Below are 22,146 nucleotides of genomic sequence, written 5' to 3' on the forward strand. Positions count from 1 at the left end.
AGCTCAACCGAGGGCGGATGCGGCCCCCTTGAGCACCAATCCGACCCCCAGGGCCACGACGACGAACGCGGACGCCAGGGGCACCGACCGGCGCACACGCACGGCCGACGGGTGGGTGGTCCAGCGGGGGCGTGCCTCCAACACCCGGGTCATTCCGGCACCCAGCCTGACGACGGCGAACCCGGCCGCGGTGAGCGTCAGGGCGAGCCCGACGCCGTACGCGACGACGAGCAGCAGCCCGAACCAGGCCTGCCCCAGCGCCGCCGCGCCGACGAGGACCACCACGGCGGAGGGGCTGGGCACGAGCCCGCCCGCGAAGCCGAGCAGGATCGTGCCGCGGAGAGTGGGGGCGGTGGAGTGGGTGTGGGTGTGCCCGCCGTGGGTGTGGGTCAGGGCGTGCTCATGAGGGTGATGGTGCGGGGGTTCGGCGGCCGGAGTCGCTCCGCCGTGCGCGCCCACCAGGGTCAACGGACGCTCAAGGGGCGTCCGGTGCGAGTGAGGGTGAGGAGCGTGCGCGTGCGCACGGGTGCGCCAGGCCCGGCGTACCAGGTTCGCTCCCGCGCACATCACCAGGACGCCGCTCGTGATGCCCAGCCAGGCGATCACCGAGGGCGTCGCCGCCGAACCGGCCGTGACCAGCAGCCCCAGCGCGACGACGCCCAGGGTGTGGGTGACCGTGACCGAGGCGGCCAGCGGAAGGACGTCCTTCAGGCGGGCCCGGCCACCGCGGGCGGCCGCGGTCGCGGCCATCAGGGTCTTGCCGTGGCCGGGGGCGAGGGCGTGCATCGCGCCCAGGCCGATCGCGATGACCAGCGCGAGGGCGGCGAAGCCGGCGGTGAGGTCGTGGCGGGCGACGAGACCGTCCAGGGCGCGGGTCCAGCGGTCGGCGCCGCGCGGCAGGACCGAGGCGACGGGAGAGCGCCGGTGCTCCGCCTCGGTGAGCGCCGGACCGCCGACGCGGGCGCGCACGGTGGCGGCGGCGGTGTCGGCCGGAGAGGAGAGCAACTCCTTGGGATAGCCGGTCAGTTCCCGCGAGACGGACTTCGCGGGCACGTCCGAGGCGGTGAGTGTCATACGGTCGCCGCGCGCGGTGATCTCCCGCCAGCCGGGCCCGGTGGACGTGCCCGCACTGTGGAATCCGAGGGCCACGGTGGGGGCCTGGGGGAGCCGGGCGGTGAACCGGCACTCCACGCGCAGGGTGTGGAGCCCCGCCTGCCCGGGCCGCAGGCGCGCCGTGCCGCTGCCGACGGTCAGGGCGGCCCTGCGGCCGTCGACGTCGAGCCTGCTGCCCTCGGCGGCGTCGGCGCACCGCCGCCGGGCCCACCCGGTCGGGCCCAGCCGCTCGATGCCCGGCTCGGCCTGGGTCGCCGGGATCTCGGCGAGGTCCTCGACATGGTCGACGCGGAGCTCGCCGGGGGCGACGACCAGGCCGTCGTAGCGGTTGACGGTGAAGTTGCCGAGGGGGTGCGCACCCGCGCTCGCGGCGGGGCCCAGGGCGAGCGCGCAGCCGGCGGCGAACACGGCCGCGGCGGAGGCGAACAGCCGTCGACGGGGCTTCACTCGGCGGCCTCCGAACTCTTCAGCGCCGTACGGGCGTTGCGCGCGCCCAAGGGGGAGAAGTCAGGGTTGAGCCGCAGGGCCGAGGTGAGGGCCGCGCGGCCCTCCTCGCGGTGGCCGGCGGCGAGTTCGATCACGCCGCGGTGGTAGCGGAAGAGCGCGTTGCGGTAGCCGGTGGCGGTGGCCCGGCGCGCGTACGGAAGGGCCTGCCGGTCCTTGCCGTTGACGTGCAGCGCCCAGGCGAGGGCGTCCGCCGTGTGCACGGTGTGGCGCCGGGCCCACTCGGCGCGGGCGGCGCGCAGGGCCGACGCCCTGTCGCCGTGGTCGGCCGCGGCGAGCGCGGTGTCGAGGTCGGCGTTGACGCCGCCGGCGCGGGCGAGGGCGATCCAGGCGTCGACGAGGGCGTACTGCTCGCGAGCCCTGGCCCGGTCGCCCTTGGCGCCGCGTGCCTCGTACAGCTCGCCGAGTTCGACGAGCGGGCCGGGCAGCGGATACCGCGCGACCACGGCCTCCATGCCCCTGACGGCCGCGGCCCGGTCACCGCTCGCGTCCTGTGCGCGCGCCCGGCCCTCCAGGGCGGGGAGGTAGGTGGCGTCGGCGGCCAGGGCGCGGGCGTAGGAGTGCAGCGCGGCCTTGTAGTCGCCCTGGCTCCAGGCGAGTTGACCGAGCTGGGTGGCGACGTAGGCCACGTCTCCGGGTGAGGTGGCGGTGTCGAGGGCCTGTTTCAGCACGCGGCGCGCCGTCGTCACGTCGCCGCGCAGCTCGTGCACGTACGCGTACCGGGTGAAGACGGGCACGCCGGGGCGCCGTGCGTCGGCGGTGTCGGCGGCCTCGGACGCCTCGCGGTAGCGGCCGAGTTCGACCAGGGCGTCGATACGGGAGGACAGGGCGCGTTCGCTGTACGGGTTCTGCTTCAGGGCCCGGTCCGCGTAGGAGAGCGCGTCCGCGAAGTCGTGCCGGGCGGCGGCGAGCGCGGCGCGCCCGGCCAGGGCCCGGTCGTCGGCGGAGGCCAGCCGGAGCGAGCGGTCGAGCGCCTTCTGTGCCTGCGGGTAGCGCGAGGGGTCGCCCTTGGTGCGGGCCTGCTCGACGTAGGCGAGCCCGAGGGTGGCCCAGCTGTCGGCGTCCTTCGGCTGGCCGCGCAGATGCGCCTGCAGGGAGGCGATGCCCGCGTCGAGGTCCCCTCCGCTCAGCAGGCCGGGGGAGACGGCATCGCCGGCGGCCGCGACAGGCATGGGAGCCCCGTCCGGCACGGCACCGACGGCGATCGCGCCGCCGGTGAGCGCCACCGCCAACAGGGTTGCACATGCGGCCAGTTGAGCTGCCCTCCAGCGTCGGCCCGCGGCGCCGGTACGTCGTACGGCGGGCTCGTGGTCGGTCGTGCGCGGGGCCATGACCTCTCCTCGGTCGGCTGGTGAGTGGTCGGTTCCTGGATGGAGGCGCGGCCCGCGCGTGGGGGATGAGAGTGAGCGGGCCGCGCCGGTCGGTGGGTGCGGATCAGCGCGGGATCGGCTCGGGGCCGGTCAGGGATCAGTACGGGCGCCGCATACGGCGGCGCCACCACGCGAGGGCGGTGCCGATCAGCAGGATCCCGGCCGCGCCCGAGGCAGCCGAGGCGGCGATCAGGACCGTGGTGTCGGAGCCGTCGGACGACGTGCCCGCGGGCTGCAGCGCGTCCCCCAGCTGGCTGCGCACGTCGGCGCCGTCGGTCGTGCCCTTGGCGAGCGGGCCGCGCGAACCGGACGTCGGCTCGGCCACGTACGGGAAGTACTTCTCGAACTTCTTGTCGTTGGCGTCGACCGCGTCGCCCAAGTCGTTCTTGGAGCCGACCAGTTCACCCTCGACCACCTGGAGGGACGCGTCGATCACGTCGTCGGTCAGCCGACGGCCGTTCGGAAAGCCCGCGTTGTCGCCGTCGAGCACGCCGAGCCGCTTGGGGTGCTCGCTCGGCTTGATCGAGGTGTTGAGGCGCAGCTCCTCCGCCGGGCGCACGTGGGGCGGCTGGTTGAGTCCCTTCACGCCCTTGAGGAAGACGTCCACCAGGTCGTTGCGCGGCTCGGCGGGCGCCTTGATCTTGTAGATCCCCTCGATGAGCTTGGGCAGCTCGGGGTTGGTGACGTTCTTCAGGAACTGGGCGTCGTTCCACGGGGAGGACGCGTTGAACGTGTCCTTGTCCTTCTGCGGGTTGACGACCTCGTTGACGAGCGGGCTGCCGAGGCGTGACACCTGGGTGTAGGAGCCCTGCGCGTTCCGGCGCTGCGTCGTCGACCAGACGCCGACGACCGGCTGCTTCGACGACTCACGGATCATGTCGTTCGGCACCTGCAGGGCGATCGTGTTGACGTTGTAGCCCTTGAGCGTGTCCCGGCCGACCTCGGAGAGGTTCCCGCCGTAGAGGAGATCGAAGACGCGCAGGTCCAGGAAGAAGGGGTCGTCGGCCTGGCCGGCGAAGGTCGAGGCACCGCCCGCCGTCTTGTAGACGGCCTGCGAGCGCAGTTTGCCGTAGTCCGGCATCGACGCGTTGCCCACGTTCGACGGGGCCACGGGTATGTCGTCCGCGACCTTCGTCTTCGACACCACGTGCTGGTTCCTCAGCTTGATCAGGTCGATGTCGTACGTCTGCGTGATGTTGAGGTCCGGGTCGTCGAGGCTGGTGACCGGGCCCGTGTTGTACAGGAAGGTGTTCCCGTTCTTCCGGTGCGTCCTGAAGGTGTAGCGGAAGAGCAACTCGCCCTGTGCGTCGCCGTTGTTGTCGATGTGCAGGTCGTACTGGGCGTCGTCCGCGAACGTGTAGAAGTTCGGCCCGCCTGCCGGATCCTCGAACGGGATCCAGTCCGCCACGATCGTCGTGGTGTCGGGCTTGTCCGGGCTGACGAACGCGTACACGTCCGTGTTGTCGTACTGCGGGGTGCCCGAGATCAGCGGGGCCTCCCGGTGGGAGGAGGCGGAGGCCGCCCCCGGTTCCAGCGTGGCCACGCCGGCGGCTGCGAGCCCCCCGGCGGCCAGCGCACCACAGATGAGGGTGACGAGGCCCTTGCGTCCCGCACCGCTCCTGGAGAGTAGAGGTGTCATGCCGTCCGTCCTCGATGTCAACTTGCCTGACGAACCGGGATTCGGAGTCGGCGGCGGGGCGGATTGGCCGGTCGCGGAAATTCTTTCGAGACGCCCCGAATTCCCGGGTCGACCCGCGTTTTCGGGCCGCTGATCCGTAACACCGTCCGGAGGTGCGTTCGGTGCGAATGCCTGGTGTGACGGGACGGCCCGGTTGCGGCCGCGGAGAGGGGGACCCTGTGGAGGCGGACGAGCTTCTGGTGCTCGTGGCCGGCGGTGACCAGAGGGCCTTCGAGGAGCTGTACGGGCTGGTGTCCGGGCCGGTGTTCGGGCTGGTACGGCGCGTCGTGCGCGACCCGGCCCAGTCGGAGGAGGTGGCCCAGGAGGTGCTGCTCGAACTCTGGCGCTGTGCCGCCCGGTTCGACCCGGGCCGGGGCAGCGCCCTGTCCTGGATCCTCACCCTCGCGCACCGCCGCGCCGTCGACCGGGTGCGCAGCGCCCGCGCGGCCGGGATGCGCGAGCAGCGCGAGGCCCGCCGTGCCCACGCCCCCGCCTTCGACCAGGTCTCCGAGGAGGTCGAGGCGGGCCTGGAGCGCGAGTGGGTGCGCCGCTGCCTGGACCGGCTCACCGCCCTCCAGCGCCAGTCCGTCACCCTCGCCTACTACGACGGCTACACCTACCGCGAGGTGGCCGAGCGCCTTTCGCTGCCCCTGGGCACGGTGAAGACGCGGATGCGCGACGGACTGACCCGGCTGCGCGAGTGCCTGGGAGGCGTCGCATGAGCATCCTCGACCGCCTGTTCCACCGCGAGGACCTGCACTCGCTCGCCGCCCCCTATGCGCTCGACGCCCTCGACCCTGGTGAACGGGCCCGCTTCGACAAGCATTTGGGGCGGTGTGAGCGCTGCGCAGCCGAGGTGCGGGGCCTGTCCGAGGACGCGGTGCGCCTCGCCTGGTCCACGGCCGCCCCGGCACCGGCCGCGCTGCGCGACCGGGTGCTGGCCGCCGTACGGACGACTGCGCAGGAACCGGCTGCAGGGCGCGAGCGCGCCCCTCAATTGCCTCCGCACGTCTGGGGTATCCAGCCACCGCCGGATCGCATCCGTGCGCCCCGGATGCGATCCCTGTTCGTTCCGTTCGCCACGACGACGGCGGCGGCCGCGCTGGTCGTCGCCGGGCTGTTCGCGGTGCAGGCCCATCGGTCCCAGGACGAGCTGAACGCCGAACAGGCGCGCTCTCGTGACATCGCCCACGTCCTCGCGGCCCCCGACGCTCGCGCGATCAGCGGAAAGGGCAGCCGGGGCGGTAGCATCGCGGTCGTCGCGTCCGCCGCCGAGGGACAGGCGGTTGTCACGCTCAGCGGATACGGCGCACCGCCCGGCGGCCATGTCCGCCAGCTGTGGCTCATGCGCCCTCACGTGCGACCACGCTCCCTCGGTCTTTTCGAGGGAGGCGACACGCCCTTGGTCGCGACCGGTCTCGGAAAGTCCGCCACGTCACTCGCCGTGACCGTCGAGCCCGATGGCGGTTCACCGCAGCCCACCGGCCAGCCATTTATCCAACTCGCCCTGAAATCGGTCGGATTCGGAGAGTAATCGTCAACCTCCCTGGGAAGAAGGTGAATCCTGTCCCCGGCATACACGAGTGCCTGTTTGGGGCGATAGGGTTACCCTGCCCGGGCCGGGTGGACTCGTACGGGTGGGGAGTGACATGGAGCAGATAACAGTGCGCAGCAGGGCCAGGGTCCCTGCGATCACCTGCGGTAACAGCGCGACCAGTTCGCGCCTCGACCGGCATCTGTCGGTCCTGGCGGGTCCCGCCATACCGCAGCAGAAGGCGGCCGAGGCCACCACGCTGATGCGTGAGCTGACCGCGCGTGACACCACGCACGAGCGCAGCGACCGGGGCGCCCGCGTGAGTCGCGTCTCGCTGTTCGCGCCGCTGCGGCGGCTCCGCCGCTCCCTGTTCGGCGGCAACAAGCACTGAAGGCCCGCGTTCAGGCCGACACACCGCCGCTACCCGGCGCTGCGACCCCACCGTCCGTCATCCCCGCGGCCGCAGCAGTGCCCCGGTGTGCTGCCCGAGCGCGGGCACCGCTCCCCGCGATGCGCCCGTGCCCGCCCGGCATCGATGAGGAATCCCCCGCTCGAGCGCAGCCGATGGGCCCGCGTCGGCCGAGGAGCCCGCGCCTGCGCTAGATGAGCGCGAACTGCCCCTCCGGGCCCTCTTCATGGTGATCCAGAACCGTCGCCGGCCTGCGAGCCGACGCCGAGGGCGGAAGCACGCCCGCCGCACGGAGATCGGCAGAAGTGAGGGACTCCGTCACCTCGAACTCCACCTGCGATGCCCGCAGTTCCGCCAGCAGAGTCAGGACCGTGATCAGCTCCAGCAGCTCCGACGTCCATGACTGCGGCCAGGTCGGCGGCCGGATCGCCGCCAGTGTGCGGGCCTCGGCCTCGGCCGTCCTCGTGGTGAACCACTCCTCCAGCACCCGCACCCCGGCCACCTCGAAGTCCCAGGCCTCCGGCGGCACCGGTGAGATACGGCCCTCGTCCAGATGCAGGGTCTCCTCGTCGCGGTCGTGGACGAGGGTCAGGGGGCGGGGCGGGAGCGGGGCGCGGACATACGGGCGGCGGCCGCCCGGGAGTTTGGGGCGGTCGCCGTCGCGGCGCATCAGCCACAGCAGGCGGTGGCCCAACCGCACGCCGTGCGACCAGAGTTCGGGGTCGGCGGTGAGCGGGACCGCGAGGCCGGGGCGTACCGCCGCCATGATCCAGGCGAGCACGTCCAGCGGGGTGGGGGACAGGCCCAGGCGGGCCGCCAGGTGCTCCAGCAGGCCCGGCGTCAGGTTGGGTTCCTCGCCGCCGGGGCGGCGGTACAGCGGGCGGATCCTGCCCGGACGCAGGGTCGGGACGAGCGACGTCGCCAGGAGCGGCGGCCCCGGACCGTCGGCGGCCGTCTCCACGGCGAACACCTGGTGCGCGTCCGCCACCCGCCACAACTCCGGCCGGGCGGCGTCGATCAGCCGGTGGTCCGGGATCAGCCACTGCTCGTCGAAGGGCGCCGCCAGGACCCGTACCGGCTCGGGGCAGGGCCCCGCGGCGCGCGCCAGCTTCTCCGTGCCGCCCGGCCGGCCGGGCAGCTGGCCGACCGCCGAGTGCAGGGTGCGCGAGCGCGTCGGCTCGAACAGGGCCCGGCGGTCCGGCCCTTCGGCCTTCAGCAGAGCGTCCCAGCGGGCCTTCAGGGACGCCGGGTCGGGTGCCGTCGGCCAGGCGCGGCCCGGTCGCAGCGGTGCGACGGACCACGGCATGAGGTCCGCGAGCAGCGGAGCGTCGTCGTGCGTCACGCTGTGCATCGTACGACGCGGTGACGGCGGCCGGGTCAGGTGGCGTCCAAGGTCACCGTGAAGGAGAAGCGGTCGCCCCGGTAGTGGATGACCGCCACGTCCAGCACCCGGCCGTCCCTGTCGTACGTCACGCCCGTGTAGTGCAGGATCGGGCTGAGCAGCGGGACTTGGAGAAGCCGCGCGGTCTCCGGATCGGCCAGGCGGGCCTCCACCGTGTCCGTGATGCGGCTGATGGGTGCCCCGGCCATGTCCCGCAGCACCTTCGTCATCGGCCAGCGGATCAGGTCGTCCGGGTCGATGCGCGCGGCCAGTTCGGGGCGGATGTGATTGCGGGCGTGGTTGGTCGGCTCGCCGCTCTGCTCGTCGCACCGCAGCCGGTGGTACGTCGCCACCTCGGCCAGGTCCGGGAAGTGGTCGGCGAGTTCGGGCGGCACCGGGGCCCGGCCGCGGTCCAGCAGCTCGGTCGTCATGCCGGACTGCTGGGCCACGATCGCGTCCACGGAGCCCAGCAGCCGCACCGGGGAGCCCCGCCGGGCTTCGGGCTCGATGAACGTGCCGCGCCGCCGGTGCCGGCTGATGAGGCCCTCGTCCTCCAGCTCCTTCAGGGCCTGCCGCATGGTCAGCACGCTCACCCCGTAGTGCTGCGCCAGCCGCTCCTCGGTGGGCAGGCGCAGCGGGTCCTGGGGTGAGCGGCCGAGTATCGACGCGCGCAACGACTGCGACACCTGGTACCAGAGCGGCAGCTTGCGGTTCAGGACGATCGAGTCCGGGGCGAAGGAGGTCACTTGATTATCCGTACCCGCCGGAATCGATCAGTGCAACGGACGGAAGTGGCGCTCCAGGCCCTGCCACACGTCGTCGTACCGCTGCTGAAGGTGCTCCGCCTGCGCCGCGTCCGGGGTGAGCGTGACCGGCCAGCGCGTCTCGAACATGAACGCCAGCCCGTCGTCCACCTTGTGCGGCCGCAGCTCGGCGGCGCTCGCCCGCTCGAACGTCTCCCGGTCCGGCCCGTGCGCCGACATCATGTTGTGCAGCGAGCCGCCGCCCGGCACGAAGCCCTCGGCCTTCGCGTCGTACGCGCCCTCGATCAGGCCCATGTACTCGCTCATCACGTTCCGGTGGAAGTACGGCGGCCGGAAGGTGTCCTCGCCCACCAGCCAGCGCGGCGCGAAGACCACGAAGTCGACACCGGCGAGTCCGGGGGTGTCGCTCGGCGAGGTCAGCACCGTGAAGATCGACGGGTCGGGGTGGTCGTAGGAGATGGTGCCGATCACATTGAAACGGCGAAGGTCATAGACGTACGGCACATGGTTGCCGTGCCAGGCGACGACATCGAGCGGCGAGTGGTCGTACGTCGCCGTCCAGAGGTTGCCGCAGAACTTGTTCACCACCTCCACCGGCCCCTCGACGTCCTCGTACGCGGCGACGGGTGCCCGGAAGTCCCGTGCGTTCGCCAGCCCGTTGGCGCCGATCGGGCCGAGGTCGGGCAGCCGGAACGGCGCCCCGTAGTTCTCGCACACATAACCCCGGGCAGAGGCATCCAGCAGCTCCACACGGAAGCGCACCCCACGGGGGATCAGTGCCACATGTCCCGGTTCCACATGCAGCAGGCCGAACTCCGTGTGCAGCAGCAGCCCGCCGCGCTCGGGCACGATCAGCAGCTCCCCGTCGGCGTCGCTGAAGACGCGTTCCATCGAGGAGTCGGCGTGGTACAGGTGCACGGCCATGCCCGTGCGCTGGGTCGCGTCACCGTTGCCGCCGAGGGTCCACAGGCCGGCCAGGAAGTCCGTCCCGGCCACGGGCTCGGGCAGCGGGTTCCAGCGCAGCCGGTTCGGGTCCGGCGCCGTCTGTGCGAACGGTGCCGTGCGGATCGTGCCGTTGCCGGTGCGGGTGAAGGCCGGGTGCGCGGCCGAGGGGCGGATGCGGTAGAGCCAGGAGCGCCGGTTGTGCGCCCTCGGCTCGGTGAACGCCGTACCGCTGAGCTGTTCCGCGTACAGCCCGAGCGGTGCGCGCTGCGGCGAGTTGCGGCCCTCCGGCAGGGCGCCCGGCACCGCCTCCGAGGAGTGCTCGTTGCCGAACCCGGAGAGATAGGTCAGTGCCTCGGCGGTCTTCCGCGCGTCCCCGCTCATGCTCGCTCCCTTGCCAACCCGATTCCTCTGCAGAACCGTAGGATTGCGCTTTCGTGGGCGCAAGAGGTCTTCGCCGCCGGTGGCGCGATATGGCCCGTGCGCGGGCGCGATGAGTGCACGGGGTACCCGCCTCCGTACTGTGTGGGTCCAGGTTCACCGGATCCCGTCGGAGAGGCATCATGAAGCCCGTGCCCCACGCGACATCGCTCCGCCGTGCGCCCGTCCAGCGGCGCAGTGCCGAACGGCTGACCCGGATCCTCGACGCGTGCGCCGGCCTCCTCGACGAGGTCGGCTACGACGACCTGAGCACCCGGGCCGTGGCGCTGCGCGCCGGTGTACCGATCGGCTCGGTCTACCGCTTCTTCGGCAACAAGCGCCAGATGGCCGACGCACTCGCACAGCGCAATCTGGAGCGGTACTCCGAGCGCGTCGTCGAGCGGATGAGCGGCATGCGGCCGGGTGACTGGCGGGCGGCCGTGGACGTGGTCCTGGACGAGTACCTGGCCATGAAGCGCACCGTGCCCGGCTTCGCCCTCGTGGACTTCGGCAACCAGATCCCGGTCGGCGTCCGTCACGCCGAGCCCAACCACCGCGTCGCCGAACGCCTCTCCGTCCTGCTCTCCGGCCACCTCGGCCGCGCCCCCGACGACGACCTGCGGCGCACCTTCCTGATCGCCGTGGAGGCCGCCGACACCCTGGTCCATCTGGCGTTCCGGGTGCACCCGCAGGGTGACGAGGCGATCATCGCGGAGACCCGGGAACTGCTGCGGGCGTATCTGGCGCGCGTGCTGGACTGAGCGCACCGGCGCCGACCCGCGGATTCCGAACCGGATCCCGTGCACCCCTCCCCTCCGTGCATACCGGTCGGTATGCTCGCCCTCGATCCGTGCGTCACCGCTGCCGCCGCCCTCCGGGAGGACCCGTGTCCCGCACCGCCCTGCGAATCTGCCCCCTGTGCGAGGCCACCTGCGGGCTGACGCTCACCCTCGATGGAACCCGCGTCACCGGCGCCCGCGGCGACCGCGACGACGTGTTCAGCAAGGGGTTCATCTGCCCGAAGGGCGCCGCCTTCGGTGCCGTCGACGGCGACCCGGACCGGCTGCGCGCCCCGCTCGTCCGCAGGGACGGCGAGCTGCGCGAGGCCACCTGGGAGGAGGCCTTCGACGCCGTGGCCGCGGGACTGCGCCCGGTCGTCGAGCGCTGCGGCCCCGACTCCGTCGGCGTCGTCCTGGGCAACCCCAACGTCCACACCGTGGCCGGGGGTCTCTACCCGACGGTGCTGCTCGGCGCGCTGCGCAGCCGCAGCCTGTTCACCGCCTCCACGCTCGACCAGATGCCCAAGCACGTCTCCAGCGGACTGCTGTTCGGGGACGCGAACGCCATCCCCGTGCCCGACCTGGACCACACCGACCATCTGCTGCTCATCGGTGCCAACCCCCTGGAATCCAACGGGAGTCTGTGCACCGCGGCCGACTTCCCGGGCAAGCTCAAGGCGCTCAAGGCCCGCGGAGGCACCCTCACCGTCATCGACCCGCGCCGCACCCGCACCGCCCAGCTCGCCGACCGGCACATCGCGATCCGCCCCGGCACCGACGCGCTGCTGCTCGCGGCGATGGCGAACGTCCTGTTCGAGGAGGACCTGGCCGACCCGGAGGATCTCGCCCCGCACCTCCAGGGCATGGCGGAACTCCGCGAAGCCGTAGCGGACTTCACTCCCGAAGCCGTGGCCGGCGCCTGTGACGTGGACGCCGCCCTGATCCGCACCCTCGCCCGCGAACTCGCCGCCGCGCCCACCGCCGCCGTGTACGCCCGCATCGGCACCTGCACCGTCCCGCACGGCACTCTCGCCAGCTGGCTGGTGGACGTCCTCAACATCCTCACCGGCAACCTCGACCGGCCCGGCGGCGCCCTCTTCCCGCAGGCGGCCACCGACCGGACGCCCCGGCCGGCCGGGCCCGGCCACGGCTTCTCCCTCGGCCGCTGGCACTCCCGGGTCGGCCGGCACCCCGAGGCCAAGGGCGAGTTGCCGCTCTCCGCGCTCGCCGAGGAGATCGACACCCTCACCGACGAGGGCGAGCCGGTGCGCGCCCTCATCGCCCTCGCCGCCAACCCGGTGCTGTCCGCCCCCGACGGCGACCGGCTCGACAGGGCCCTGGATTCCCTGGACTTCATGGTCAGCGTCGACCCGTACCTCAACGAGACCTCGCGCCACGCCCATGTCGTGCTGCCCCCGCCGCCGCCCTCGCAGAGCCCGCACCACGACTTCGCCTTCAACACCCTCGCCGTGCGCAACCAGGTCCGCTACACCCGCCCCGCCGTGCCGCTCGAACCGGGCCGGATGGCCGAGTCGGAGATCCTGGCGCGGCTCATCCTGGCCGCCACCGGCATGCACGGCGCCGACCCCGCCGCCGTCGACGCGATGGTGATCGACCAGACCCTCGGCAAGGCGGTCAGGGAACCGCACTCCCCGGTGCACCGCCGCGACCCGAAGGAACTCGCCGCCCGGCTCACCGGCGACAACGGCCCCGAGCGACGGCTCGACATGATGCTGCGCCTCGGTCCCTACGGCGACGGTTTCGGCGTACGACCGGACGGCCTGACCCTGGAGAAGCTGCTCGCCCACCCGCACGGCATCGACCTCGGCCCCCTGCGCCCGCGCCTGCCGCAGCCGCTGAAGACCCGCAGCGGCAAGGTCGAGCTGCTGCCGCAGTCCCTCGCCGACGACCTGCCCCGGCTGCGGGCCGCGCTGGCGGAGCGCCCGGACGGGCTGGTCCTCGTCGGCCGCCGTCACCTGCGCTCCAACAACAGCTGGATGCACAACGTGCCCGCCCTCACCGGCGGCACCAACCGGTGCACCCTGCAGATCCACCCGGACGACGCCGAGCGCCTCGGCGTGCGCGACGGGGGACAGGTGCGGGTCAAGGGCGCCGGGGGAGAGGTGGTCGCGCCCGCCGAGGTCACCGACAGCGTCCGGCGGGGCGTGGTGAGCCTGCCGCACGGCTGGGGTCACGACCGCCCCGGCACCCGGCTCAGCCACGCCGTCACCGCCCCCGGCGTCAACGTCAACCAGCTCCTCGACGGCAGCCTGCTCGACCCGCTGTCGGGCAACGCGGTCCTGAACGGCGTCCCCGTCGAGCTCACGGCAGCGGTGTGACCCCGGAGTCCGGCGCACCGGCGGCCGCCCTGGCGCACGACGCCCGTGCCGCCCTCGCCGACACGGCCCCCTACGCTGCGAGGAGACCTCTGGCGGCGAAAAACTAACGCCGCTAGTTTGTGAGCCGTAAGACGCAGCCCCGCCGGGAGGAAGCAGCATGAAGGCACATGACGGCCTGTACATCGACGGTGCTTGGCGGCCCGCCGTCGGCGAGGACCTGATCGAGGTCGTGAACCCGGCCGACGAGCAGGTCGTCGGCCATGTCCCGGCGGGTGACGCGGTGGACGTCGACGCCGCCGTACGTGCCGCCCGAGCCGCCCTGCCGGCCTGGGCCGCGACCCCGCCCGCCGAGCGGGCCGCCCGTCTCGCGGCCCTGCGGGACGTCCTCGCGGCCCGCAAGGACGAGATCGCCGAGACGGTCACCGCCGAGCTCGGCTCGCCGCTGCCGTTCTCGCAGATGGTGCACGCAGGCGTGCCGATCGCCGTCGCGGGCTCGTACGCCGAACTCGCCGCGACCCAAGCCTTCGAGGAGAAGGTCGGCAATTCGACCGTCCACCACGAACCCGTCGGAGTGGTCGGCGCGATCACCCCCTGGAACTACCCGCTCCACCAGATCGTCGCCAAGGTCGCCCCGGCGCTGGCCGCGGGCTGCACGGTGGTGCTCAAGCCGGCCGAGAACACTCCGATCACGGCCCAGCTGTTCGCGGAGGCGGCGCACGAAGCGGGCCTCCCCGCGGGCGTGTTCAACCTCGTCACCGGTCTCGGCCCGGTCGTCGGCCAGGCGCTCGCCGAGCACCCGGACGTCGACCTGGTCTCCTTCACCGGCTCCACCGCCGTCGGCAAGCGGATCGGTGCCCTCGCCGGCGGTGCCGTCAAGCGGGTCGCCCTCGAACTCGGCGGCAAGTCCGCCAACGTCATCCTGCCGAGCGCCGACCTCGCCAAGGCGGTGAACGTCGGTGTCGCCAACGTGATGTCCAACTCCGGCCAGACGTGCAGCGCCTGGACGCGCATGCTGGTGCACACCGACCGGTACGACGAGGCCGTGGAGCTGGCCGCCGCTGCCGCCGCGAAGTACGGCGACCGCATCGGACCGGTGGTCAGCGCCCGGCAGCAGGAGCGGGTGCGCGGTTACATCGACAAGGGCGTCGCCGAGGGTGCGCGCCTGGTCGCGGGCGGCTCCGAATCCCCCCGTGAGCAGGGCTACTTCGTGAGCCCCACCGTCTTCGCCGACGTGACACCGGAGATGACGATCGCGCAGGAGGAGATCTTCGGCCCGGTCCTCACGATCCTCCGCTACGAGGACGAGGAGGACGCCCTGCGCATCGCCAACGGCACCGTCTACGGTCTCGCCGGCGCCGTCTGGGCCGGCGACGACGCGGAGGCCGTGGCCTTCGCCCGCCGGATGGAGACCGGCCAGGTCGACATCAACGGCGGCCGCTTCAACCCCGTCGCCCCCTTCGGCGGTTACAAGCAGTCCGGCGTCGGCCGCGAACTCGGCGCGCACGGACTCGCCGAGTACCTTCAGACCAAGTCCTTCCAGTTCTAGGGGAGTCGAGCCATGGCCGTACGTGCCGCCGTCCTGCCCGCCATCGGCGCTCCCCTGGAGATCACCGGGATCGACCTGCCCGAGCCGGGCCCCGGCCAGGTCCGGGTGCGCCTCGCCGCCGCCGGGGTCTGCCACTCCGACCTGTCCCTGTCCAACGGCACCATGCGGGTGCCGGTCCCGGCCGTCCTCGGGCACGAGGGCGCGGGCACCGTCGTCGCCGTCGGCGAGGGCGTCACCCACGTCTCGCCGGGCACGGACGTGGTCCTCAACTGGGCGCCTGCCTGCGGCAGTTGTCACGCGTGCAAGCTCGGTGAGGTCTGGCTGTGCGCCAACGCACTCAATGGCGCCGCGGATGTCTACGCCCACCGTAGCTCCGACGGCGCCGAGCTCCACCCCGGCCTGAACGTCGCCGCGTTCGCCGAGGAGACGGTCGTCTCCGCGTCCTGCGTCCTGCCCGCCCCGTCCGGCGTCCCGCTGGCCGACGCGGCCCTCCTCGGCTGCGCCGTCCTCACCGGATACGGCGCCGTCCACCACTCGGCGCAGGTCCGGCCGGGGGAGACGGTCGCCGTGTTCGGGGCCGGCGGAGTCGGGCTCGCCGCCCTGCAGTCCGCCCGGATCGCGGGCGCCTCGACGATCGTCGCGGTCGACGTCTCCCCGGAGAAGGAGGAGTTGGCGCGCCGGGCCGGTGCCACCGACTTCCTGGTCGCCACCGAGAACACGGCCCGCGAGATCCGCGCCCTCTCCGGCAAGCAGGGCGTCGACGTGGCGATCGAGTGCGTGGGCCGCGCCGTCACCATCCGCACGGCCTGGGAGTCCACCCGGCGCGGCGGCCGCACCACGGTCGTCGGTATCGGCGGCAAGGATCAGCAGGTCACCTTCAACGCCCTGGAGATCTTCCACTGGGGCCGCGCCCTGTCCGGCTGCGTGTACGGCAACTCGGACCCGGCGCGGGACCTGCCGGTCCTGGCCGACCACGTGCGGGCCGGACGCCTCGACCTCGGAGCGATGGTGACCGAGCGGATCGCTCTGGACGGGATCCCGGCGGCGTTCGAGAACATGCTCGCGGGGAAGGGCGGCCGGGCGCTGGTGGTCTTCTAGCGCCGTTCCTCACCTCACCCCGGTCGCTCCGTGCGGCCGGGGTCCTCGGCGTGCCCGCCCCGCCGTTTTCGGTGCCATGTACAGGTAAAAACTGCTGCTGCGCGACCCGTTGACGCTCATACCGTCCGGTCAGTACGTTCCCCGAACCCGAGTCGCCCCCCGTCCCCGCACCCCTCGGAGTGTGCACGCATGGACACGGCACCTTCCGCCCAGCCGCTCACCCCCACCGCTCCCGCTGCTCGAAACCGTCGCAGGGTGGCCACCGCCGCCGCCCTCGCGTCGGCCGTCGAGTGGTACGACTACTTCGTCTTCGGCATTGCCGCGGCCCTCGTCCTCGGCGGCCTCTACTTCCCGGCCGGAAACCCCGCCGCCGGAGTCCTCGCCTCCTTCGCCACCTTCGCCGTCGGCTTCCTCGCCCGTCCGCTCGGCGGCATCATCGCCGGCCATCTCGGCGACAAACGCGGCCGCAAGCCCATGCTGGTCCTCGCGCTCACGCTCATGGGCCTGGCCACCACGGGCATCGGCCTGCTGCCGACGTACGACACGATCGGCGTCGCCGCTCCCATCCTGCTCGTCGCCCTCCGCGTCGTCCAGGGCATCGCGGTCGGCGCCCAGTGGGGCGGCGCGATGCTGCTGGCCACCGAGTACGCCCCCGAGGGCAAGCGCGGCATCTACGGCAGCCTCGTCCAACTCGGCGTCCCCATCGGCGTGGTGACCGCGAACACGGTCTTCCTGCTGGCCGGGGCGTTCACCACGGACTCCGCGTTCGCCGCCTGGGGTTGGCGCATCCCGTTCCTGGTCGGCCTGCTCGTGCTCGCCCTCGCCCGGTACATCCACACCCGTGTCGAGGAGACTCCCGAATTCCGCGAAGCCGAACGGGCGTTGGCCGAGCAGGAGAAGACCGGACACGCCTCCCCGCTGCGCACGATCCTCCGCGGCCACCTCGGCACGGTGTTCCTCGCCGGCGGCTCCTTCGCCGTGAACACCGCGACCTTCTACATCCTCATCACCGGCGTCCTGGACTACACGACCCGCGACCTCGGCATGCAGCGCAGCGCCGTCCTCACCGTCTCGCTCTGCGTCAGCCTCACCCAGGTGGTGCTGATCCCAGCGTCGGCCGCGCTCTCCGACCGCATCGGCCGCATCCGGATCTACGCGCTCGGTGCACTCGGCATCGGGCTGTGGGCCGTACCGATGTTCCTGCTGATCGACACCGGCTCACTGCTGTGGCTGGCGGTCGGCACCTTCGTCGGCAGTTGCTTCCTCAGCATCATGTACGGCCCGCAAGCCGCGCTGTTCGCCGAGCTGTTCACGCCGGAGATGCGCTACACCGGCGCCTCGCTCGGCTACCAGATCGCGGCCGTGTTCGGCGGCGGCCTCGCGCCGTTCGTGATGGTGCTGCTGCTGGAGACGACGGGCACCTCGATGGCGGTGTCCGGCTACATCATCGGGCTCACGGTCATCGCGCTCGTGTCCATCAAGATCCTCGCGGACCGGGCCAAGGCCCGTGGGGACGGGGCCAAGACCCCGGCCGGGGGTGCGAAGACGGTGGCGGACGGCGGGCGTTCAGACTGAGCCCGACGCCGCTTCGGGCTGCGGCTCCGGAGTCGGCTCCGGTGCCGCGGCCCGAGGCGCGCGCGGCCGGGACCGGGACACGGCCACGCCCGCCAGGCACAGCATCCCGCCGCCCAGCGTGAGCAGCCCCGGCACCTCGCCGAGCGCCAGCCACGACATCAGCACGACCAGCGCGGGCACGGCGTACGTCGTCGCGCCCATGCGGCTCGCGGTCGTACGAGCGAGGGCGTAGGCCCAGGTGGTGAAGGCGAGCGCGGTCGGAAAGACGCCGAGGTACACCATGTTGAGGGTCGCGGAGAGCGGCGCGCCGGCGGCCTCGTGGACCAGCTGACCGGCGAACGGCAGACAGGCCACGGCGCCGACCAGACACCCGAAGGTCGTCACCTGGAGCGGGCTGCCCTGGGCGAGGGCGGGCTTCTGCGAGACCACCCCGGCCGCGTACGCGACCGCAGCGAGCAGGCACAGCGCCACGCCGAGCACCGAGGACCCGCCGCCCCCGGCCGACATCGACAGTCCCACGGTCACCGCACCGGCGAACGACACCGCCATCCCGGCCAGCAGCCGGGGCGGCATCGGGTCACCGAGCAGCCGGGCGCCGAGCAGGGCGATCAGCAGGGGGCCGACGTTCACGACCAGGGCCGCCGTACCGGCGTCGACCTGCCGCTCGCCCCAGTTGAGCACCACCATGTAGAAGCCGAACCACAGCAGCCCGGATATCGCGATCCCGCGCCAGGCCCCTCTCGGCGGCAGCCCCTCCCGCCGTACGAGCCAGAGGGCCCCCAGCGCGAGGACCCCGGACAGCAACCGCCCGAGCGCCAGCGCGCCCGGCGAGTACGCGCTCCCGGCGCTGCGGATGGACACGAAGGCGGAGGCCCACAGGACCACGGTGAGGGTGGCCGCCGCGGTGGCGCGCGGATCGGGGCGGGACGGGGAGGACTTCACCATGCTCCTGAGGATGTCGGCCATGACCCCGAGGCTAGGAGTGCAGGGACACTGGCGGCTAGCGGATTTGCGACGTGGAGACCGGCGAACCGCACCGGTGAGCGGCGGCGGTGCGCCGCGCTGTCGTCACGTGGTCCGGGCGAGCCGCTCGTACTGCAGCGCCAGCCCGTCCAGCAGGGCCGTCAGGCCCGTCTCGAAGGCCCGCTCGTCGATCTTCTCCTGCTGTTCGGCGAGGAGGTGGGCCTGTCCGAGGTGGGGATAGTCGGCCGGGTCGTACGCGCTGGCGTCGTCCACGAAGCCCCCGGCGAACGAGCCGAGCGCCGAGCCCATGATGAAGTACCGCATCAGTGCGCCGATGGACGTGGCCTGCGCCGGCGGCCAGCCCGCGTCGACCATCGCGCCGTACACCGCGTCGGCCAGGCGCAGCGCGGACGGGCGGCGGCCGGGGCCGCGGGCGAGGACGGGGACGATGTTCGGGTGGTCGCGGAGGGCGGCCCGGTAGGAGACGGCCCAGTCGTGCAGGGCGGTCCGCCAGTCCCGGCCGCCGTCGAACATCGACAGGTCGACCTGTCCGCTCACCGAGTCGGCGACCGCCTCCAGGATCTCGTCCTTCGTGCGGAAGTGGTTGTAGAGCGAGGGCCCGCTCACGCCCAGCTCGGCGGCGAGCCGGCGCGTGGAGACCGCCGCGAGGCCCTCCGCGTCCACGAGTTCCCGTGCCGTCTCGACGATCCGGTCGGTGCTGAGGAGGGGCTTGCGCGGTCGGGCCATGGCGCACATAGTAGGGCTGCCGAGCAGAAACTAGCAGTGCTAATTTAAAGGTCCGGCTCTCAAGAACCATCTGGTGTGGGGTGATCTCGTGGTGAACCTGGGGCTCAGCGAGGAACAGGCCGCCGTGCGGCAGCTCGCCCGGGACTTCGTGGAGCGCGAGATCGCCCCGCACGTGACCGCCTGGGACCGGGCCGAGGAGGTGGACCGGGGCATCGTGAAGAAGCTCGGCGAGGTCGGCTTCCTGGGGCTCACCATCGACGAGCAGTACGGCGGCTCGGGCGGCGACCACCTGTCGTACTGCCTGGTCACGGAAGAGCTGGGGCGCGGCGACTCCGCGGTCCGCGGGATCGTCTCCGTCTCCCTCGGCCTCGTCGCCAAGTCCGTCGCCGCGTGGGGGAGCGAGGAGCAGAAGCGGCGCTGGCTGCCGGGGCTGACGTCCGGCGCGCAGGTCGGCTGCTTCGGCCTCACCGAACCGGGCACCGGCTCCGACGCGGGCAACCTCACCACCCGCGCGGTGCGCGACGGCGACCACTATGTCGTCAACGGCACCAAGATGTTCATCACCAACGGCACTTGGGCCGACGTCGTCCTCCTCTTCGCCCGTTCCACCGACGCCCCCGGCCACAAGGGCGTCTCCGCCTTCCTCGTCCCCACGGACAGCCCCGGCCTGACCCGCCGCACCGTCCACGGCAAGCTCGGCCTGCGCGGCCAGGCCACCGCCGAGCTGGTGCTGGAGGACGTGCGGGTGCCCGCGTCGGCGCTCGTCGGCGAGGAGGGCAGGGGCTTCGCGGTCGCCATGTCCGCTCTCGCCAAGGGGCGGATGTCGGTGGCGGCGGGCTGCGTGGGCATAGCCCAGGCCGCGCTCGACGCGGCGGTCAAGTACGCGGGCGAGCGCGAGCAGTTCGGCAAGTCCATCGCCCGCCACCAGCTCGTCCAGGAGCTGCTCAGCGACATCGCGGTCGACGTGGACGCGGCCCGGCTGCTGACCTGGCGGGTCGCCGACCTGATCGACCGCGGGCTGCCCTTCGCCACCGAGTCCTCCAAGGCCAAGCTCTTCGCCTCCGAGGCCGCCGTCCGCGCCGCGAACAACGCCCTGCAGGTCTTCGGCGGTTACGGCTACATCGACGAGTACCCGGCGGGCAAACTCCTGCGCGACGCCCGCGTGATGACCCTCTACGAGGGCACCAGCCAGATCCAGAAGCTGGTCATCGGGCGTGCGCTCACGGGCGTTTCGGCTTTCTGAGTACGTCACTTGAGTACGTCGGCGGATGCGGCGTGCGCCGGGTCCGCCGACCCTGATGGCCATGAGCGAGACACCGGTCAAGCAGCAGAACACGGGCGCCTTCTACGGCCAGGCCGTCGCGTCCTTCTCCATCGCCATGGCGGCGACCGCCATCGGGATCTATTGCCTGAGCGCCGACGCCTGGGTGCGCGGCTTCCTCGGGATCGCGGTCCTCTATCTCGTCACGTCCGCGTTCACCCTGGCCAAGGTGATCCGGGACCGCCAGGAGGCCGGACAGATCGTGAGCCGGGTGGACCAGGCCCGGCTGGAGAAGCTCCTCGCCGAGTACGACCCCTTCGAGAAGCCGTAGAGGACCGTCTCCGAGCGGGACGGCTAGGGCCTTTCCTTCCGGGTCGACGGGGGGGTCCCCCGCGCGAGCAAAGCCGAGCGTGGGGGAGCGTCGGCGAGTGACGACAACGCCGCAGAGGTGCGTGCCAGACCCCGCGCCCCCGGCAAGATCCGGAAGGGAGGCCCTAAGCGAGCGCTCACCGTCGGCGGTATGGTGGGACCTCCTGTCACCGAGAGGGGCGAGCGAGCGATGAGTACGGCGGAGGAGACGACCGGCGGCGAGGTCGAGCCGTGGGAACAGGTCACCCCTGACGCGGCCCGGCGGCTGCTGGTCGCCGCCGTGGAGGCCTTCGCCGAGCGCGGCTACCACGCGACGACGACCCGCGACATCGCGAGCCGTGCGGCCATGAGCCCGGCCGCGCTCTACATCCACTACAAGACCAAGGAAGAGCTGCTCCACCGGATCAGCCGCATCGGCCACGACAAGGCCCTGCAGATCCTGCGGGGCGCCGCACACGGCGCCGGCAGCCCGGCCGAGCGGCTCGCCGACGCCGTCAGCTCCTTCGTGCGCTGGCACGCCGGACAGCGCACCACCGCCCGGGTCGTGCAGTACGAGCTGGACGCGCTCGGGCCCGACGCCCGCGCCGAGATCCTCGCGCTGCGCCGCGAGGTCGACGCCGAGGTGCGCGGGATCATCGAGGACGGTGTGGCGTCCGGCGAGTTCGACGTGCTGGACGTGCACGGTACGACGCTCGCGGTGATGTCCCTGTGCATCGACGTCGCCCGCTGGTTCAACATCGACGGCCCCCGCACGCCCGAGGAGGTCGGCGTGCTCTACGCCGACCTCGTGCTGCGGATGGTGGGCGCGAAGTAGCCCACCCGCAGGGGCCTCGCCCGGCCTACAGGTAGTAGCGGGCCACCGACTCCGCGACGCACACCGGCTTGTCGCCGCCCTGCCGCTCCACGCTGAACGCGAGGGTCAGCTGGATCCCGCCCGGGACCTCGTCGACGCCGGCGATCTTCGCGGTGGCGCGCAGCCGCGAGCCGACCGGTACGGGCGAGGGGAAACGGACCTTGTTCGTCCCGTAGTTGACGCCCATCTTCACGCCCTCGACGCTGATCAGCTGCGGGCCGAAGAGCGGGAGCAGGGACAGGGTCAGATAGCCGTGCGCGATCGTGGTGCCGAACGGTCCCTGGGCCGCCTTCTCCGGGTCGACGTGGATCCACTGGTGGTCGCCGGTGGCGTCCGCGAAGAGATCGATCCGCTTCTGGTCGACCTCCAGCCAGTCGGTGTAGCCCAGCTGCTCGCCCACAGCCGCCTTCAGCTCGTCGGGGGAGGTGAAGGTCCTCGGTTCTGCCATGATCCCGGCCTCTCGCTCGCGTATCTAAGCAACTGCTTAGCATGGTAGGGGGT

Annotated in this window: 20 protein-coding genes; 11 read left to right on the top strand and 9 right to left on the bottom strand. The window is 72.5% G+C overall.

Annotation, left to right across the window (positions count from 1 at the left end; genetic code table 11):
- Positions 1-3 precede the first annotated feature (3 nt).
- The 3 genes from ABZ910_RS12085 to ABZ910_RS12095 form a co-directional block, all read right to left on the bottom strand.
- Positions 4-1,560, bottom strand: coding sequence for a sulfite exporter TauE/SafE family protein (locus ABZ910_RS12085; RefSeq protein WP_361362377.1), 1,557 nt, complete (start codon positions 1,558-1,560; stop codon positions 4-6).
- Positions 1,557-2,948, bottom strand: a complete 1,392-nt coding sequence (locus ABZ910_RS12090; protein ID WP_361362380.1) for a tetratricopeptide repeat protein — start codon at positions 2,946-2,948, stop codon at positions 1,557-1,559. Before ABZ910_RS12090 ends, ABZ910_RS12085 begins: the two co-directional genes overlap by 4 nt.
- 136 nt (positions 2,949-3,084) lie before the next feature.
- Positions 3,085-4,626 (bottom strand): DUF4331 domain-containing protein, encoded by a 1,542-nt coding sequence (locus ABZ910_RS12095; RefSeq protein WP_361362382.1) that lies wholly within the window; start codon positions 4,624-4,626, stop codon positions 3,085-3,087.
- A 218-nt stretch (positions 4,627-4,844) separates the two neighbouring features.
- Between ABZ910_RS12095 and ABZ910_RS12100 the strand changes: the two genes are divergently transcribed.
- The 3 genes from ABZ910_RS12100 (at position 4,845) to ABZ910_RS12110 (ending at position 6,590) form a co-directional block, all read left to right on the top strand.
- Complete coding sequence (locus tag ABZ910_RS12100) at positions 4,845-5,387, top strand: sigma-70 family RNA polymerase sigma factor (protein WP_361362385.1); 543 nt, start codon at positions 4,845-4,847, stop codon at positions 5,385-5,387.
- Positions 5,384-6,199: an anti-sigma factor gene (locus tag ABZ910_RS12105; protein WP_361362387.1), complete on the top strand. Its 816-nt coding sequence runs from the start codon at positions 5,384-5,386 to the stop codon at positions 6,197-6,199. The genes ABZ910_RS12100 and ABZ910_RS12105 overlap by 4 nt, the downstream gene beginning before the upstream one ends.
- Before the next feature lie 115 nt (positions 6,200-6,314).
- Positions 6,315-6,590 (top strand): hypothetical protein, encoded by a 276-nt coding sequence (locus ABZ910_RS12110; protein ID WP_361362390.1) that lies wholly within the window; start codon positions 6,315-6,317, stop codon positions 6,588-6,590.
- Between the two features lie 208 nt (positions 6,591-6,798).
- On the opposite strand, the gene ABZ910_RS12115 is transcribed toward ABZ910_RS12110, so the two are convergent.
- The 3 genes from ABZ910_RS12115 to hmgA are packed head-to-tail and all read right to left on the bottom strand — an operon-like array spanning position 6,799 to position 10,079.
- Complete coding sequence (locus tag ABZ910_RS12115) at positions 6,799-7,959, bottom strand: type ISP restriction/modification enzyme (RefSeq protein WP_361362393.1); 1,161 nt, start codon at positions 7,957-7,959, stop codon at positions 6,799-6,801.
- Between the two features lie 26 nt (positions 7,960-7,985).
- On the bottom strand, positions 7,986-8,735 hold the full coding sequence (locus ABZ910_RS12120; protein WP_361362396.1) for a GntR family transcriptional regulator: 750 nt from the start codon (positions 8,733-8,735) through the stop codon (positions 7,986-7,988).
- A gap of 27 nt (positions 8,736-8,762) precedes the next feature.
- On the bottom strand, positions 8,763-10,079 hold the full coding sequence (gene hmgA / locus ABZ910_RS12125) for a homogentisate 1,2-dioxygenase (protein WP_361362399.1): 1,317 nt from the start codon (positions 10,077-10,079) through the stop codon (positions 8,763-8,765).
- 179 nt (positions 10,080-10,258) lie between these two features.
- Between hmgA and ABZ910_RS12130 the strand changes: the two genes are divergently transcribed.
- The 5 genes from ABZ910_RS12130 (at position 10,259) to ABZ910_RS12150 (ending at position 17,452) form a co-directional block, all read left to right on the top strand.
- Positions 10,259-10,876 (top strand): TetR/AcrR family transcriptional regulator, encoded by a 618-nt coding sequence (locus ABZ910_RS12130; protein ID WP_361362401.1) that lies wholly within the window; start codon positions 10,259-10,261, stop codon positions 10,874-10,876.
- A 125-nt stretch (positions 10,877-11,001) separates the two neighbouring features.
- The gene (locus tag ABZ910_RS12135; RefSeq protein ID WP_361362405.1) at positions 11,002-13,233 is read left to right on the top strand and encodes a molybdopterin oxidoreductase family protein; all 2,232 of its coding nucleotides are present in this window, start codon (positions 11,002-11,004) and stop codon (positions 13,231-13,233) included.
- Between the two features lie 157 nt (positions 13,234-13,390).
- The gene (locus tag ABZ910_RS12140; RefSeq protein WP_361362408.1) at positions 13,391-14,779 is read left to right on the top strand and encodes an aldehyde dehydrogenase family protein; all 1,389 of its coding nucleotides are present in this window, start codon (positions 13,391-13,393) and stop codon (positions 14,777-14,779) included.
- A gap of 12 nt (positions 14,780-14,791) precedes the next feature.
- Entirely contained in the window at positions 14,792-15,877 is a 1,086-nt protein-coding gene (locus tag ABZ910_RS12145) for a Zn-dependent alcohol dehydrogenase (RefSeq protein ID WP_361362411.1), read from the top strand.
- A gap of 189 nt (positions 15,878-16,066) precedes the next feature.
- Positions 16,067-17,452 (top strand): MFS transporter, encoded by a 1,386-nt coding sequence (locus ABZ910_RS12150; protein WP_361362413.1) that lies wholly within the window; start codon positions 16,067-16,069, stop codon positions 17,450-17,452.
- Here the strand turns inward: ABZ910_RS12150 and ABZ910_RS12155 are convergent.
- Together ABZ910_RS12155 and ABZ910_RS12160 are read right to left on the bottom strand one after the other, a co-directional pair.
- On the bottom strand, positions 17,444-18,397 hold the full coding sequence (locus ABZ910_RS12155; RefSeq protein WP_361362855.1) for a DMT family transporter: 954 nt from the start codon (positions 18,395-18,397) through the stop codon (positions 17,444-17,446). The two genes, ABZ910_RS12150 and ABZ910_RS12155, sit on opposite strands and share 9 nt — an antisense overlap.
- 123 nt (positions 18,398-18,520) lie before the next feature.
- On the bottom strand, positions 18,521-19,162 hold the full coding sequence (locus tag ABZ910_RS12160; RefSeq protein WP_361362416.1) for a TetR/AcrR family transcriptional regulator: 642 nt from the start codon (positions 19,160-19,162) through the stop codon (positions 18,521-18,523).
- Between the two features lie 91 nt (positions 19,163-19,253).
- Between ABZ910_RS12160 and ABZ910_RS12165 the strand changes: the two genes are divergently transcribed.
- The 3 genes from ABZ910_RS12165 to ABZ910_RS12175 all read left to right on the top strand — a co-directional run bounded on the left by ABZ910_RS12165 (position 19,254) and on the right by ABZ910_RS12175 (position 21,606).
- Positions 19,254-20,405 carry an acyl-CoA dehydrogenase family protein gene (locus ABZ910_RS12165; protein ID WP_361362858.1) on the top strand — a complete coding sequence of 384 codons (1,152 nt, stop codon included), beginning with the start codon at positions 19,254-19,256 and terminating at the stop codon, positions 20,403-20,405.
- A gap of 61 nt (positions 20,406-20,466) precedes the next feature.
- Complete coding sequence (locus ABZ910_RS12170; RefSeq protein WP_361362419.1) at positions 20,467-20,754, top strand: YiaA/YiaB family inner membrane protein; 288 nt, start codon at positions 20,467-20,469, stop codon at positions 20,752-20,754.
- A gap of 228 nt (positions 20,755-20,982) precedes the next feature.
- Positions 20,983-21,606, top strand: coding sequence for a TetR/AcrR family transcriptional regulator (locus ABZ910_RS12175; RefSeq protein WP_361362421.1), 624 nt, complete (start codon positions 20,983-20,985; stop codon positions 21,604-21,606).
- A 25-nt stretch (positions 21,607-21,631) separates the two neighbouring features.
- Here ABZ910_RS12175 and ABZ910_RS12180 read toward each other — a convergent pair whose 3' ends face one another.
- Positions 21,632-22,093 carry a MaoC family dehydratase gene (locus tag ABZ910_RS12180; RefSeq protein WP_361362424.1) on the bottom strand — a complete coding sequence of 154 codons (462 nt, stop codon included), beginning with the start codon at positions 22,091-22,093 and terminating at the stop codon, positions 21,632-21,634.
- Between the last annotated feature and the right edge of the window lie 53 nt (positions 22,094-22,146).

Source organism: Streptomyces sp. NPDC046805 (genome assembly GCF_040645355.1).
Classification (GTDB): Bacteria; Actinomycetota; Actinomycetes; order Streptomycetales; family Streptomycetaceae; genus Streptomyces.